Here is a 14,820-nt window from a genome sequence, read left to right on the forward strand (position 1 = left end):
CGCCGGGGATAACAGGCTGATAGTGCCCAAGCGTTCACAGCGACGGCACTGTTTGGCACCTCGATGTCGGCTCATCTCATCCTGGGGCTGAAGAAGGTCCCAAGGGTATGGCTGTTCGCCATTTAAAGAGGTACGTGAGCTGGGTTCAGAACGTCGTGAGACAGTTCGGTCCCTATCTGCCATGGGTGTTGGAATATTGAGAGGAGATGACCCTAGTACGAGAGGACCGGGTTGTACATACCTCTGGTGTACCTGTTGTTCTGCCAAGGGCATAGCAGGGTAGCTATCGTATGGAACTGATAACCGCTGAAAGCATATAAGCGGGAAGCAGGCCTCGAAACAAGTATTCCCCATTAGGATCGTTGTAGACCACAACGTTGATAGGTCAGGTGTGGAAGTGTGGTAACACATGAAGCTAACTGATACTAATAATCCAAGAGAGTTTGAGTTTTTACTCTATGTATAGAGTTAAATATATTAAAATCGACAAGCTTTTTAATATGGGAAAAACATCCAGAATATATAAAAAAACAAAATATGAACTTAAGTAAGTTGGTGGTTATAGAAAGATTGGTACACTAGATCCCATTTCGAACTCAACAGTGAAACATCTTTTCGCCGATGGTACTTCGTCTTAAGGCGCGGAAGAGTAGGTCGCCGCCAACTTTTTTAAGTTCATATATGTCTCTTATTTGCTTAATCATAATATAACTCCTTTCAAAAACCAGCAGATTACTGCTGGTTTTTTTATATATAATATTTGTAAAAAAGGTTTGTTTGTGATATATTATACCTAGTTTTTTAAAAGAAAGGCAAAATAATGCAAAACAATCTAGATGCTTATAAAGTTATATATAATAAAGAAGTTGAAGATGAAAAAAAACTTTTAAATGATAAAATAGAAAAGAACTGTCTTAATCTTTTTGCTGCATCTGTAATTGTTAATCTTATAGCTTTAAATTTCATGAAAATATCTTCTCCTGTCGGTCGACCTCTTGCTATTCTAGGAAGTAACATACTGTTAGGGAGTATAGCTTTAGCTGCAACTGAAGATAAAGTTAAAGAAAAAATGCTTAATTATAAAACAAGATATAAAAACAGTATGAGTATGGAAGCTTTTATTTGTAAAACAGAAGATGAAAAATTTGATAAAATAAAGATTAAGAAATTTAAAAAAATATTGACTGTGGGGGATTCTATCCTAAAAAGAGAGAAAGATAAAAGAGATTCTGCATTGTATAATGATGTATTTAAAAGGATGAAAGTTTTTTCTAGCATATATGATAATGCTGTTTGTAAAATTAGTTAGTTTTTAATTAAAACTATATTAATGTAAACTAAGCTTGATTTATTTATTTTTCTAGAGTATATTCCTTATATGCCAATAATTAATGTTATAGAAATAAAAAATAATTTAGAGAAAAATCAGACGATATTAGGTATAGATTTGGGTACTAAAAACATAGGTATATCTATATCTGATTCTATGCTGTTTTCTGCTTCACCTCATACTACAATTAGACATGAAAAGTTTACAAAAACAGCTGAAGAAATTGTAGCTATAGTTAATGAGAAAAATGTCGGGGTTATAGTTTTAGGACTTCCTCTTAATATGAATGGAACTGAAGGACCTAAGTGCAAATCAACAAGAGATTTTGCTGATAATTTAATGAAGTTTGATGGTTTTGATAAAGAGCCGATAATTGTTTTCCAGGATGAGAGAATGTCAACTTGTGCCGTTGAAAGAGTGATGATACAAGGAGATCTTTCTAGGAAAAGAAGAAAGCAGGTTATAGACAAGTCAGCATCTGCTTTTATACTTCAAGGTGTTTTAGATAGGTTAAGAAACATCTAGATAGCCTTTTTATCTCTGCAATATATTGTAGTCGCTTATCCTTGTTTTTTAAAGAAATAACTTTTGCTTTTTTATTTAATTTATGATATAAAGCTATAAATTAAATAAATAATAAAGGAGCAGAGCAAAATGGCAAAACAAATAGCATCATCATTAAAAGCAGGTAATGTAATTGAGCATAATGGTAAACTTTGGGTAATTTTAAAAACTCATTCAGTTCATCCTGGTAAGGGTAATTCGGTTACTCAAATGGAGATTCGTGATTTAGAATCAGGAAATAAGTCTAATGAAAGATTCAGAACTACAGAAAATGTTGAAAGAGTAAGGCTTGATGAAAAAGATTATCAATACTTATATGAAGATTCAGGGATGTATGTTCTTATGGATGAAGAAACATATGAGCAAATAAATGTTGAGGCTGAAAAAATTGGAGAGCATAATATCGCATTCTTACAAGATGGTATGATTTTAAAAGTATCTTCTTATGAAGGTAAAGTTATTTCTGTAGAGCTTCCTACTAAAGTTGTTTGTGAAGTTGTAGAAGCAGATGCTGTAGTTAAAGGGCAAACTGCATCATCATCATATAAACCAGCTGTTCTTGATAACGGAGTTAATGTTTTAGTTCCTCCACACATCACTGCAGGAACAAAGATTGTGGTGAAGACTGAAGATGCTTCTTATGTTGAAAAAGCAAAATAATTTATTTTTATGGACTTTATATAATCGATTTTTCGCTTAAGTACTATGTTGTACTAGTCACTCGAAATCAATTTATCTAAAGCCACATAAAAATAAATTATTTATCAATATAACTTTTATATAATCGATTTCTCGCTTAAGTACTATATTGTACTATTCACTAGAAATCAATTTATCTAAAGACTGAGACATAAATAAAAAAATGGGTTATCAATAATGATAGCCCGTTTTTTTTATTAAAACTTGAACAAGATTAAATAAAAAGCTTTTCTTTTTCGCTTTTTCATAGTATATATATACCCATATATAAAATCGTCAATACTTAAGGAGAAATAAATGGCACATTCACCACTTTTAAATGTTATGAAAACATCTGTACAAAAAGCTGGAAGAGCAATCGCTAGAGATTTTGGAGAGATAGAAAATCAAAAAATAGCATCAGTTAGCTTTTTAGAGAACGCAAAGCTTAATGCTGAAAAAGTTTTAGTTGCTGAATTGGAAAAATCAAGAGAGAACTTTGGTTATGTATCATCTACAGATAAAAAAGATGGTAAAGCTGAAGAGAGATGGTTGATAAATATAATTGGTGGAGAAGATAATTTTGCAAGAGGAATTCCTCATTGGTCTATATCTTTAGCTCTTGAAGATGCAACAGGTGTTGTTGCTGGTGTTGTTTATGATGTTATTAGAAATGAGCTTTATTATGCTCAAAAAGGATACGGTGCTTTTGTAAATAACAGAAGACTTAAGGTTGGAGATGTAAAAGAATTTAATGATATTATAGTTCTTTCTTCTTATAATGCAAAAAGTTGTGGTGCTCCAAAAACAAGAATCGCTCAAGGGATGGCTCTTTATAACAAATGTGTTAAAGCTATAAGAAATATGGGTGATGTTGCTCTTGATATAGTGTACTTAGCTGATGGAAAAGGTGAGCTGACTTTTTCTAATACAACACAAGCTTATGAGGTTGCTGCAGCTGGTATAATCGCAAAAGAAGCTGGTTTATTTGTTAGTACTTTAAAAGGAGAAAAAGACTTTATCTATGAAGGTAGCATTTTAGTTGCTCCAGCTAGTTTGCATATGAAGTCTCTTAAATTACTTAATGTGTAATTTTTTGCTTGCTAAATAATCATTTTTTTTTTAAACTATAGAAAATTCTTAAAGGAAAGAGAAGAGTATGTTAAAGGTTTTATCCATATCTACATTATTAGTTTTAATTTCTACAGGTTTATCTCAAGCGGGATATGTTGTTGGTAGAGATAGAATTGTTGCAGTTGAAGAAAATATGCAAGCTCCATCTTATAAAGAAGAAAAAGTTGTTGTTATTAGTAAACCAAGAATAGAAGGAGCGATAAAGCTTATATCTATGGAAGACTTTCTTGCTTTAAGTGAGGCTAAAGAAAAAGTTGTAGAATTAAAAGAGCAAGAAGAAGTTAAAAAAGAGCTTGTTAAAGCAGAAGAAGCTTTTGTTGAAGAAAAAGTTGAAGTAAAGCCTGCGACTAAAGAAGAGAATATTGCTAAAACAGTTATGCCTTCAGAAGTCTATATATCTTATGAAACTAATAAAACTACATTGTTAAATGAAGATGCTAAAAAGTCTCTTTCAGAAGTTGCAAGAGAAGCTGGAGATAAAACTATTAAAATAGTTACTTATGCTTCTGGAAATTCTGCAATGTCTAGAAGAGTTTCTTTATTAAGAGCATCTATTATAAAAAATAATTTAAAATCATTGGGTTTAAAAGATTCTAATTTAGAGGTTCAATCATTGGGAAATGAAATTAATATAGATCAAGCAAAGGTGTTTATAAAAGAATAATGAGAATATATGTTTACATTTTAAAAATCCTTCTATCAATTGTTTTAGCAGTTGTTGGAGGATTTTTTGCTTATGAGTATGTAATAGACTCTTTATATGAAGTTAAAGAGTTGAGTATCATTGTTGTTTCTGTTTTTGTAGTGGGTCTAATATTTTCTCTTATAAGAATAAAGATGATTAGCTCAAAGTTTAATTGGGTAGATTCTTATAGAAAACAAACTAAAGTATCTGCGGCATCAGCTGGAAAAGTTCCGTCAGTTTTTAGAAATGTTTATAAAAAATGTAATATGAATGATAAAGATAAGCTTCAAATAGAAGAGTATTATAATGCGGTTAAATCTTTAGATGTGTCGTTTTCTAGTCATAAAGATGCTGGGATGTTTTTTGTTAAGATATGTTTTTTGACAGGTTTCTTAGGAGCTTTTGTCTGTATTATAACATCTTTGGGTGATATATCTGAGATGTTTTCAAATATGAATCTAAATGTTGGAGATAGTGTGTCAACTTTATCTGAATTGCAGAGTGGTATAGCTGGTCCTTTAGCAAAATTAAAGACGGCTTTTTCACTATCATTTACTGGAATATATTTGTCTTGCTTGCTTTCATATATAGATAGACAGGCATTCTCTTTAGAGAATAAGTTTTTAGTTTATGCAGAAAATTGGTTGCTGTCATGCGTGAATTTGAAAAGCAAGTAAAAAGATTTACATATAGTAATTATACAGATTTTAATAAGGTTTTTTCTTTATTAATGTTTTCCTGTATTTCTTTTATGGTTGTTGTATTTTCTTTGTTTTTATTAATAAATGTTTTTGTAAAACAGTCTCTAACAGACAATAATACAGAAATATCAAGACTCCTTGGAGTAAAAGCTAAGCAAGAAAAAATAATATCTAATAAGAGCAAAGAGTTAAGTAAAGTCTCAAAAAGCTTAAAGTTAACAGAAAAAGATTTAAAAGATAGGATAAAAACCAATAAGTTTTTGAACTATAACTTAAAGAATGAAAAAGATAAAACTGCTAAATTAAAGAATAATGTTAGTAGTTTAGAAAAGTTGAAAACAGAAAAAGAGCAAGCTTTGATAAGTGCAGAAAGTTCTAATAAAGATTTGTTTTCTAACCTCGAGATAGGAAAAGAGGAAATAAATCTTCTTAAAGAGGATTTGGTTCAAAAGAATAAGGATATAGATTTATTAAAAGAAAAACTGGCAGAGCAAATAAGCAAAACAGAAGACTTACAAAATGATTATGATGTTTTAAAAAATAACAATGTCAGTAAGTTAGACTATATAGAAGAATTAGAAAGCAAAACAGAAGATTTAAAGTCTCAAATAGAAAGCTTAAAAAATAAACTTTTAAATAAAAAACCCTTGAATAAAACCGAAAATGACCTTATATAATAATAAAAAGTATAAATAAAAGGTGAGTTTTTAAATGGCAAAAGAAGATTATTATGATTTATTAGGAGTTCAAAAAGGAGCTTCAGCTGCAGAGATAAAAAAAGCATATAGAAAAAAAGCAATGCAGCATCATCCTGATAAAAATCAGGGTAATAAAGAATCAGAGACTAAATTTAAGAAGATAAATGAAGCTTATGATATTCTAAAAGATCCTCAAAAGAAAGCAGCTTATGATCAGTTCGGTCATTCTGCATTCCAAAATGGAACTGGTGCATCTGCTGGAGCAGGTGGTTTTGGCGGTTTCGGCGGAATGGGCGGAGGAGATTTTTCAGGCTTTGGAGATATTTTCGGAGATATATTTAGTGATATGATGGGCGGAGGAAGAGGCGCTCGTCAAGAACAAAAGTCTCGAGGATCTGATTTAAGATATGATGTTGATCTTACACTTGAAGAAGCTTATGAAGGTTTGAAAAAAGATATAGATATTTATTCTTTTGTTGAGTGCGATAGATGTTCTGGAAGTGGAGCAGAAAAAGACTCAAAAGTAGAAACATGTAGCACTTGTCATGGTAGAGGAACTGTTCAAATGAGACAGGGTTTCTTTTCTGTTCAGCAACCATGTCCTCACTGTCATGGTAAGGGAACAATTATAACAAATCCATGTAAGAAGTGTCATGGTGATGGTAGGGTAAAAAAACATAGAAGTCTTTCTGTTTCAATTCCTGCAGGTGTTGGGCACGGAACAAAGATAAGACTTTCTGGAGAAGGTGAAGCTGGTAAGAATAAGGGTGTATCGGGCGATTTATATATTTTTATTAACATGCTAAAGCATAATGTGTTTGAAAGAGATGGATTAGATCTTCATTGTAAAGTTCCTATTAAATTTACAAAAGCTATTTTAGGAGGAGGTGTTGATATTCCTCTTATTAATGGAAAAACTGTTGAACTAAAAGTTCCTGAAGGTACTCAGAGTGGACAAGTGTTTAGACTTAAAGGATATGGTATGCCTCGTATGAGATCTTCAGTTTATGGTAACTTATATGTTGAGCTATCTGTAGAAACTCCGGTAAAATTGAATAAGAAACAAAAAGATTTAATAAAAGAGTTTGAAAAGATTTCTGAGAAAAACAGTCCTTTAAGTAGTGCTTTCTTTAAAAAAAATAAAAAGTAGTTTTAAATTTATTTTTTTTGTGCTAAAGTTTTTTAACTATGATAAAAAAGACATGTCATTTTTCAATTAAGCTATTTTGTGAAATAGTTGCAGTTGCAGTAGTTGGTATTTTACTTCTGCTAGGCTTGTCTATATATAAACTATCAAAAGATCCTATAAGCTTAAATAGAATAACTCCTTATGTGCAAGATAGTGTAAAACATTTATCTCCAGATATTAATTTTAATAGTGATGAGGGATATTTGATGTTTGAAGATGGGCAATTTAAAGTTGTCTTTCGAGATGTTAGTTTATCTTTAGCTGATGCTTCAACTGTTGATGTGAAGAGTTTAAAGCTGTCTTTTTCTTTAGCATCTATAATTCAAAAAATACCATCAAAAATAGAGGTGTCATCGGCAAACATATTTTTTAGATTAAATAAAAGCGGTAAGGTTGGTGTTCAAATAGGTAAAGCAGAAGCGATTGCTGGCTCTATACCTATGTCTCAAAAAATAGCAAATACATTATTAGATGAGAATTTTTCTGCACTTGAAAGCATATCTTTTTCTGATACTAATTTCTTTTTTCATAATGAAATTAAGAACGAAGATTGGAAGTTTGAGAATATAAATATTATAGTTTCAAGAGATGAGGCTGGAAATGTAATTTCTCAAGCTAATTTAAAACTTAATGATGAGACAGTAAAACTATCAACATTATATGATGCGAATAGTTTGCATACTAATCTTATATTAGATTTTGAAACACTAAATATTTCAAGCTTCTCGGATAGATATGAATCTCTTCAAGATATTAATGCTATATTGACAGGTAGCTTATTTGTAGATGTTGATGATGATTTGAATATTCATTTAGTGGAATTGTCTGGAACTATTGAAAAAGGTTCTAATATATATTTAAAATCCATATATGAAGATAAAATTGATTTGTATGGATCTTTTTCGGGGGTTTATAAAGAAGACCTTGTTAAGTTAAATAAGCTTAACTTAAATATAGGAAATATAACAACAAATAATAAGATTGATATTGATTTGTCAGAGGAAAAAGTTACCTTCTCATATGAATTGGATGCAAATAAATTTTCTATAAGTGAAACAGAAAAGTATTGGCCTAAGTTTGCCGCTCCTGGAGCAAGAGGCTGGGTGACAAAACATTTAAAAGATGGCTATGCTAATTATGTTAATATGAATATATCTGGATCTTATGATAAGGATGATAACACACTTTATTTTAAAGAGCTTGGTGGCTATATAGACTTCTCTAATATGACAGTAGACTATGTATTTACAATGCCTGGTGTGAAAAATGCTAAAGGTAGAGCTAATTTTGATCGAACAGGATTTTATATAGATGTTGAAGAAGGGAACATTAATGATGTTTTTGTGCAAAAGGGATCAAAGGTAAGTATTCCTTTTGAGGATTCTAATGTAGCTATTGATGTAAATCTCAAAGGTGGTGCAAAAACTGTTATGGAGGTTTTAAATCATGAGCCTCTTCAGTATATAGATTTGATTAACATATCGACAGAGGAAGTTTCTGGTGAAGTTAATGGTAATTTAAAATTAGATATTCCAACGGATAGTGATAATATAAAGGTTAAAGTGGATGCGAATCTAAAAGATATCTCAATACCAAATTTAATTTTAAAACAAAATTTAAAAAGAGCAAATGGTAATCTTAAAGTAACAAATGATGATTTAGTATTAAATGCTCATGGTGTTTTTGATAAAGCTGAATTAGATATTAATTGGCATGAGTACTTCTCTGAAGATTCTGAGAATGATACTGTTGCTGATATGCAAGGTACGGCGGATATTTCTTTTTTGAAAGATTTAGGAGTTATAGACTTAACAGGAGTTATTAAAAATGATGTTCCTGCATCTTGTTTATATAAATCAAAGAGTGGTAAGTCAAGTATTGAAGTTAAAAGTGATTTGTTAGGAACAGATATTGATTTATCACCTGTGCCATACAAAAAAGCTGAAGATGAAACAGCAAGCTTAAGTTTGTTAGTTAATTTAAAAGACGGAGAATTCTCAGATCTTGATAATATTGTTCTTATAGATGAAGGTATATCTCTTAAGGGGTGGTATGCAGGAAGAGTTCTATATTTATCTGAATTAAAGATGCCAGAAAACAAAATTGATATATCTGGGTATTATGAAACAGAGAAAGATAATGTGCCAAACATAGATATTGAAGGCATAATAGGTAATGCAGTAAGTTTAAAAATATTGCCTGATAATAATACTAATAACATTAATGTTCAGGTGAAAAGCTTGGGAGCAACTCTTAGGAGCTTAGAAATATGGAATAATTTATACGGCGGTAACTTTTCTATAGTTGGTAAATCAACTATGGATGATAAAGAAGTTCTTAAAGGAGAGCTTAGAATGACAAACTTCAATGTTGTTAATATGGATACTTTAACTACAATTCTTGGAGCTATGTCATTAAGTGGTCTTAGTGAAGCTCTTAATGGAGAAGGGATTAGATTCGATAAGTTGTCTTCAGACTTTATATGGGATTATAAGAAAAATCAGTTTATATTTAAAGATGGTAAAACAAAAGGATCTTCTTTAGGGCTTACATTTAATAATATATGGGATACAAAAAATAATACTATTGCGATGGAGGGAACAGTCGCTCCTTTACAAGGGTTAAGTGAAACAATAAAAAATATACCGATTATTGGTAAAGTTCTAACGGGGGTTAATCAAGATGGTATATTTGGAGCTAAATACTCAGTTAAAGGTCCTCTGTCTAAGCCTAAAGCAAGTGTGAATGTAGCTTCATCATTAGCTCCAGGGTTTTTGAGAGATCTTTTCTTCTCTGAGGAAGACTTGCAAAAAACTATAAAAAAAGAAAATCAAAAAAAAGAAGATAATCAGAAAAAACAAGAGGATATAGATAAAGCTAGAGGAATAAAGTAAATACTTGACAAAATCTATATCTTAATGTATATTTACAGCTCAATGAGTTTTCGGGCTAAATAGGCATGCCTTGATTACTTAAAAGAAACTCAAAATAATAAGGAGAAGAAAATGCCAAAACTAAAAACTAAAAAAGCTGCTGCTAAAAGATTTAAAATCACAGCATCAGGAAAAGTTAAAAGAACAAGAGCTTTTACTAGCCACCTTATGTCAAATAAGGATCATAAAAACAAAAGAAACCTAAGAGGGACTACAGTGGTTGCTGCTGCGGATGCTAAAGTAATCAAAAAATGTTTCTTGGTAAATTCTAAATAATAAGGAGATATAAAAATGGCTAGAGTTAAAAGAGGTGTTACAAACCATAAAAGACATAAAAAGATTATCAAAATGGCTAAAGGTCATAGAGGTAGAAGAAAAAACTGTTTCAGAACTGCGATTCAGTCTGTAGAAAAATCTCTACAATATGCATATAGAGACAGAAGAACAAACAAAAGAAACTTTAGAAGACTTTGGATTCAAAGAATCAATGCTGCTACAAGACAGCATGATATGACTTATTCTTCATTCATCAACGGATTGACAAAAGCTGGTGTTGAAGTTAATAGAAAAATGCTTTCAGAAGTAGCAATTGCTGATCCTAAAGCCTTTAGAAGCCTTGTTGAAACTGCAAAGAAGGCTCTATAATATAAAATCAATATAAAATTATTAACCAAAAAAATATAAGGTTAAAAAATATAAAAAGAGTTAGTCTTTGTAGTAAGACTAGCTCTTTTTTATTTTGTAATAAGTTTTGAATGGTTAAAGTAAAGAAATATTAAAAGGAAATGTTCATGAAACATAATGAAAAAATAGATGCAAAGATTCCTAATAAGCTTTTAGGATTCTTTTACCACTTCTTAAAACCTCATAAGTATGCTTTTATATTTTCGTCACTATTTATTCTGGTTTTTATAAGCCTTAATAGCTTGTTTCTACCATTTATATTAAAAGGGATTATAAATAAAGTAACTGTTTTTGAAGGAGATTTAAGCGAATCGTTTTATATTATTACAAAAGGATTAATTGCTTATGTTGTTTTTTCTTTATTTGGTACTGTTTTTATATCTTCTGCAGGATTGTTAGAAAAAAAATTCCAACCAGATGTTATAGCAGATATTAATGTTCAACTAACTTCTAGTGTTCATGGGCATTCATATAAGTATTTCTCTGATAATTTTGGAGGTAGTCTAGCTAATAAAATAAGTGATTTATCTAATTACTTTTTTGATATATTGGGGACAGTATTTTGGAAGTTTATGCCTACAATTATTATCCTGTCAATTAATATATTTTTATTCTCTCTAATAAGTTTAAAATTAGGAGCTTTATTGGCTATATTTGTTTTTATACATTTTTCTTATACAATTTATAGGATGCCTGTTTTAAAGAAGAAGTTTAAAAAACATTCAGAAGAGATAAGTGTCGTAAAGGGAAAAATAGTTGATAGTTTAACTAATTTTGCTGTAGTGAAGTTAAATTCAAAACAGTTCTTTGAAGAAAGAGAAATTTTTAAAGCTCATGAAAAAGAGAAGTATTATAGCAGAAAAGTTTGGTCATCAAGTCACAGAACATGGGTGCCTTTAGGGATTTTAAGTGATTCTTTCGGTGCTATTCTTGCTGTTTTGGTCTTCTATTTGTATTCTAAGAGAGAAATTGGTTTAGGAGATGTCTCTTATGCCTTTATGGTTTTAGGAACTATATATAAAAGTTTGTGGGACTTTAATAAAGTTATTTTAAAGTTTTTAAGCAATGTTAGCAAAATGCAAAGAGCATTAGATACTCTTTTAATGCCGTATGAAGTAAAAGATAAAAATAATGCTAAAGATATGAAAGTATCAAGGGGAGATATATTGTTTGATAAAATATCTTTTCATTATGGCAATAGAAGATATATATTTAAAAATTTTAACCTTCATATCAAACCAGGGGAAAAAGTCGGACTAGTTGGTTCGTCAGGAGCTGGTAAAACAACTTTAGTTAATCTTTTGCTACGATTGTTTGATGTGCAAAAAGGAGGGGTTTTAATCGACGGACAAAATATATCTGAAGTTAAACAAAAATCTCTTAGAGATAATATAAGTGTTGTTACTCAAGATAGTACACTTTTCCACAGAAGCTTAAAAGATAATATATCTTATGTAAAACAGAATGCTTCTTTAAAAGAAATTAGAGAAGCTGCTCAGAAAGCTGGAGCGGATGAATTTATTTCTCAATTGTCAAAGAAATATAAAACTTTAGTAGGAGAGCGAGGTATAAAACTTTCTGGAGGACAAAGACAAAGAGTTAATATCGCAAGAACTATATTAAAGGATGCTCCAATATTAGTACTGGATGAGGCTACATCGGCTCTTGATAGTGAAACAGAAACATATATACAAAAAACTTTTAAAGAGATAATGAAAGGTAAGACAACCATTGCTATTGCTCATAGACTTTCAACTCTTAAATTGATGGATAGAATAGTAGTTATAGAAAAGGGTAAGATTGTTGAAGAAGGAACTCATAAACAATTATTGAAAAATAATGGAACTTATGCTAAGTTGTGGGAAATGCAATCTGGCGATTTTATTGGAAAGGAAGATTTATAGGTTTATGGATAAGTTATACTGTACATAAATGCAGGAGATTTAAGACATATAAAAAAGGTATGAGAAAAGAAAGATAACTTGATAAATACAAAAAAATGAAGATAGAAAATATTTGTGTGATAAGTTATTTTTCATAAAAACAATATTGTCATTCTGAGAGAGTGTTGAGTTTATAGAAACACGAACTGAAGGGGCTCAGAGATTCTTCGACTCCTTATAGTCACTCATAATGACAGAGAAAAAAAGAGGTTAATAAAAAAATGGAACTAGAACAATTAAAAGAAGAATTAATAAATGAAGTGAGTGCAATAGACACTCCTGAAAAGCTTGAAGAAGCTAGAGTTAAAATACTTGGTAAAAAAGGTGTGCTTACAACTCAAATGAAATCTCTAGGAGGGATGTCTCCTGAAGAGAGAAAAGTTGCTGGTCCATTATTGAACTCTACAAAAGTAGAAATTACAAATCTTATTGAAGAAAAAGTAACAGCTTTTAAAGCAGAGCAAATGAATAAAAGATTAGAAACAGAGAAAGTTGATGTTACTCTATCTGCTAGACCAAAAGCAGAAGGGAAAGTTCATCCTATTTCTCAAACAATTGACGAGCTTACAGCTATTCTTGGAGATATGGGATTCTCTGTAGCAGAAGGTCCAGATGTTGAAACAATATTTAACAATTTTGATGCATTAAATACTCCTAAATATCACCCTGCTAGAGAAGCAACAGATACTTTTTATATGCCAGAAAAAGATGGGCAAAAAAGAGTGCTTAGAACTCAAACTTCAGCTGTTCAAATCAGAACAATGACATCTCAAGAATTGCCAATTAAAATTATTTGTCCTGGTAAAACTTATAGAAATGATAGTGATGCAACTCACTCACCAATGTTCCATCAATTAGAGGCTCTTATCGTTGAAGAAAAAGGGAAAATAACAATGGCAAACTTGAAGTGGACAATTGAAGAAATGTTTGCAAAATTCTTTGAATTAGATGAAATGCCAATGAGATTAAGACCTCATTGTTTCCCATTCACTGAGCCTTCAGCTGAGGTGGATATTAGTTATTCAAAAGATAGTGGTAATATAAAAATTGGTAAAGGTGAGAACTGGTTAGAAGTTGCTGGTTGTGGAATGGTGCATCCTAAAGTTTTAGAGAACTGTGGAATTGATAGCTCTAAATATCAAGGTTTCGCTTTTGGATTCGGTATTGATAGACTTGCTATGTTAAAATATGGTATGCCAGATATTCGTTCATTCTTTGAGGCTGATGCAAGATGGATTTCTCATTATGGATTTAGTTTCTGTTCAGAGCCAAACTTAGTTATGGGTAAAAAATAGAACTTTATATACAGGAGTAACTTCTGATTAATTAAAAAGGAAAATATAATATGAGAATATTAAGCATATTTAAGAAAGAGATAAAACCAATAGAAGAAGGTTATCTTTCAGAAGAAGATGGTCATAGAGTATATTGGGCAAGATATGGTAATGCAGAAGGTAAGACTATATTAACATTCCATGGGGGTCCAGGAGGATCTAGTAAACCAAGGCATGCGAAAAGTTTTGATTTAAAGAAATATAATGTAATTGTATTTGACCAAAGAGGATGTGGAAGATCTGAACCTTTAGGGAAATTAGAAAATAACACTACAGAAAAAATTATTTCTGATGCTAAAAGAATTGTTGATTTATTAAAAGTTAAAAAGCTTATTATAGTTGGTGGCTCTTGGGGCTCGACTTTAGCTTTGTTGTTTTGTGAAAAGTTCCCTAAAATGATAGATAAAATTATATTGAGTAATATATTTTTAGCAAATAAATTCGCGGATAAGTGGGCTTTTGAACATACAGCTAATATGTATCCTGATGCCGCAGAAAAAATGCTAAAGGATAAACCTAAAAATAAAAGTCTTGCAAAATATTACTTAGATTTAATTACTTCTAAAAAAGAAACTGATATAGTAAATGCTATGAATAACTTTGGTAAATACGAATATACAATAGGTAAATTAGATGTGAAAATTGATGATGAAGTTAACTTAAATAGAGTAAATAACACTAAAGTGTTTCTGCATTTTATGAAGAATAAATATTTTATAAAAGAGAATCAAATTTTAGAAAATATAAAATCTATATCAAATAAGAAGTGTTTGATTATACATAACAGATTGGACTTAACATGCCCTCTTAAGGGAGCTTGGGACTTAAATCAGATGATGAAAAAGTCAAAGTTAGTTATATTACCGGTTTTAGGACATAATATTTATAGACCAGAGAGTCTTAAAAAGGTTAATAAAGAAATAATGGAATTTTTGAAAGGATAATAG

Annotated in this window: 14 protein-coding genes and 2 rRNA genes; all 16 read left to right on the plus strand. The window is 30.5% G+C overall.

What is annotated here, in order from left to right; all coding sequences use genetic code 11:
- Positions 1-450: ribosomal RNA gene (locus tag OIF36_05465) — 23S ribosomal RNA — on the plus strand; the annotation flags it as partial.
- 101 nt (positions 451-551) lie between these two features.
- Positions 552-666, plus strand: a 5S ribosomal RNA gene (gene rrf / locus OIF36_05470).
- 154 nt (positions 667-820) lie between these two features.
- Positions 821-1,309 (plus strand): hypothetical protein, encoded by a 489-nt coding sequence (locus tag OIF36_05475; GenBank protein ID MCV6599902.1) that lies wholly within the window; start codon positions 821-823, stop codon positions 1,307-1,309.
- A 69-nt stretch (positions 1,310-1,378) separates the two neighbouring features.
- Positions 1,379-1,855, plus strand: coding sequence for a Holliday junction resolvase RuvX (ruvX, locus tag OIF36_05480; GenBank protein ID MCV6599903.1), 477 nt, complete (start codon positions 1,379-1,381; stop codon positions 1,853-1,855).
- A 129-nt stretch (positions 1,856-1,984) separates the two neighbouring features.
- Complete coding sequence (gene efp / locus OIF36_05485; protein MCV6599904.1) at positions 1,985-2,554, plus strand: elongation factor P; 570 nt, start codon at positions 1,985-1,987, stop codon at positions 2,552-2,554.
- A gap of 336 nt (positions 2,555-2,890) precedes the next feature.
- The gene (locus OIF36_05490) at positions 2,891-3,664 is read left to right on the plus strand and encodes an inositol monophosphatase (protein ID MCV6599905.1); all 774 of its coding nucleotides are present in this window, start codon (positions 2,891-2,893) and stop codon (positions 3,662-3,664) included.
- Between the two features lie 67 nt (positions 3,665-3,731).
- On the plus strand, positions 3,732-4,370 hold the full coding sequence (locus OIF36_05495; protein ID MCV6599906.1) for a hypothetical protein: 639 nt from the start codon (positions 3,732-3,734) through the stop codon (positions 4,368-4,370).
- Positions 4,370-5,068: a hypothetical protein gene (locus OIF36_05500; GenBank protein ID MCV6599907.1), complete on the plus strand. Its 699-nt coding sequence runs from the start codon at positions 4,370-4,372 to the stop codon at positions 5,066-5,068. Before OIF36_05495 ends, OIF36_05500 begins: the two co-directional genes overlap by 1 nt.
- Positions 5,044-5,769 (plus strand): hypothetical protein, encoded by a 726-nt coding sequence (locus OIF36_05505; protein ID MCV6599908.1) that lies wholly within the window; start codon positions 5,044-5,046, stop codon positions 5,767-5,769. Before OIF36_05500 ends, OIF36_05505 begins: the two co-directional genes overlap by 25 nt.
- 34 nt (positions 5,770-5,803) lie before the next feature.
- Positions 5,804-6,940, plus strand: coding sequence for a molecular chaperone DnaJ (gene dnaJ / locus OIF36_05510; GenBank protein ID MCV6599909.1), 1,137 nt, complete (start codon positions 5,804-5,806; stop codon positions 6,938-6,940).
- Positions 6,941-6,978: 38 nt separating this feature from the next.
- Positions 6,979-9,873 (plus strand): AsmA-like C-terminal domain-containing protein, encoded by a 2,895-nt coding sequence (locus tag OIF36_05515; GenBank protein ID MCV6599910.1) that lies wholly within the window; start codon positions 6,979-6,981, stop codon positions 9,871-9,873.
- Between the two features lie 111 nt (positions 9,874-9,984).
- On the plus strand, positions 9,985-10,188 hold the full coding sequence (rpmI, locus tag OIF36_05520; GenBank protein ID MCV6599911.1) for a 50S ribosomal protein L35: 204 nt from the start codon (positions 9,985-9,987) through the stop codon (positions 10,186-10,188).
- Positions 10,189-10,203: 15 nt separating this feature from the next.
- Positions 10,204-10,557, plus strand: coding sequence for a 50S ribosomal protein L20 (gene rplT / locus OIF36_05525; protein ID MCV6599912.1), 354 nt, complete (start codon positions 10,204-10,206; stop codon positions 10,555-10,557).
- 146 nt (positions 10,558-10,703) lie between these two features.
- Positions 10,704-12,500 carry an ABC transporter ATP-binding protein/permease gene (locus OIF36_05530; GenBank protein MCV6599913.1) on the plus strand — a complete coding sequence of 599 codons (1,797 nt, stop codon included), beginning with the start codon at positions 10,704-10,706 and terminating at the stop codon, positions 12,498-12,500.
- Positions 12,501-12,760: 260 nt separating this feature from the next.
- Entirely contained in the window at positions 12,761-13,834 is a 1,074-nt protein-coding gene (pheS, locus tag OIF36_05535; protein ID MCV6599914.1) for a phenylalanine--tRNA ligase subunit alpha, read from the plus strand.
- Positions 13,835-13,884: 50 nt separating this feature from the next.
- On the plus strand, positions 13,885-14,817 hold the full coding sequence (locus OIF36_05540; GenBank protein MCV6599915.1) for an alpha/beta fold hydrolase: 933 nt from the start codon (positions 13,885-13,887) through the stop codon (positions 14,815-14,817).
- Positions 14,818-14,820 lie beyond the last annotated feature (3 nt).

The sequence above is a fragment of the Alphaproteobacteria bacterium genome (assembly GCA_025800285.1).
In the GTDB taxonomy this organism is placed as follows: domain Bacteria; phylum Pseudomonadota; class Alphaproteobacteria; order JAOXRX01; family JAOXRX01; genus JAOXRX01.

Bases quoted from the DNA above. Each gene is read 5' to 3' on its own strand.
- OIF36_05475 (MCV6599902.1), top strand. From the start codon at position 821: ATGCAAAACAATCTAGATGCTTATAAAGTTATATATAATAAAGAAGTT.
- ruvX (MCV6599903.1), top strand. From the start codon at position 1,379: ATGCCAATAATTAATGTTATAGAAATAAAAAATAATTTAGAGAAAAAT.
- efp (MCV6599904.1), top strand. From the start codon at position 1,985: ATGGCAAAACAAATAGCATCATCATTAAAAGCAGGTAATGTAATTGAG.
- OIF36_05490 (MCV6599905.1), top strand. From the start codon at position 2,891: ATGGCACATTCACCACTTTTAAATGTTATGAAAACATCTGTACAAAAA.
- OIF36_05495 (MCV6599906.1), top strand. From the start codon at position 3,732: ATGTTAAAGGTTTTATCCATATCTACATTATTAGTTTTAATTTCTACA.
- OIF36_05500 (MCV6599907.1), top strand. From the start codon at position 4,370: ATGAGAATATATGTTTACATTTTAAAAATCCTTCTATCAATTGTTTTA.
- OIF36_05505 (MCV6599908.1), top strand. From the start codon at position 5,044: ATGCGTGAATTTGAAAAGCAAGTAAAAAGATTTACATATAGTAATTAT.
- dnaJ (MCV6599909.1), top strand. From the start codon at position 5,804: ATGGCAAAAGAAGATTATTATGATTTATTAGGAGTTCAAAAAGGAGCT.
- OIF36_05515 (MCV6599910.1), top strand. From the start codon at position 6,979: ATGATAAAAAAGACATGTCATTTTTCAATTAAGCTATTTTGTGAAATA.
- rpmI (MCV6599911.1), top strand. From the start codon at position 9,985: ATGCCAAAACTAAAAACTAAAAAAGCTGCTGCTAAAAGATTTAAAATC.
- rplT (MCV6599912.1), top strand. From the start codon at position 10,204: ATGGCTAGAGTTAAAAGAGGTGTTACAAACCATAAAAGACATAAAAAG.
- OIF36_05530 (MCV6599913.1), top strand. From the start codon at position 10,704: ATGAAACATAATGAAAAAATAGATGCAAAGATTCCTAATAAGCTTTTA.
- pheS (MCV6599914.1), top strand. From the start codon at position 12,761: ATGGAACTAGAACAATTAAAAGAAGAATTAATAAATGAAGTGAGTGCA.
- OIF36_05540 (MCV6599915.1), top strand. From the start codon at position 13,885: ATGAGAATATTAAGCATATTTAAGAAAGAGATAAAACCAATAGAAGAA.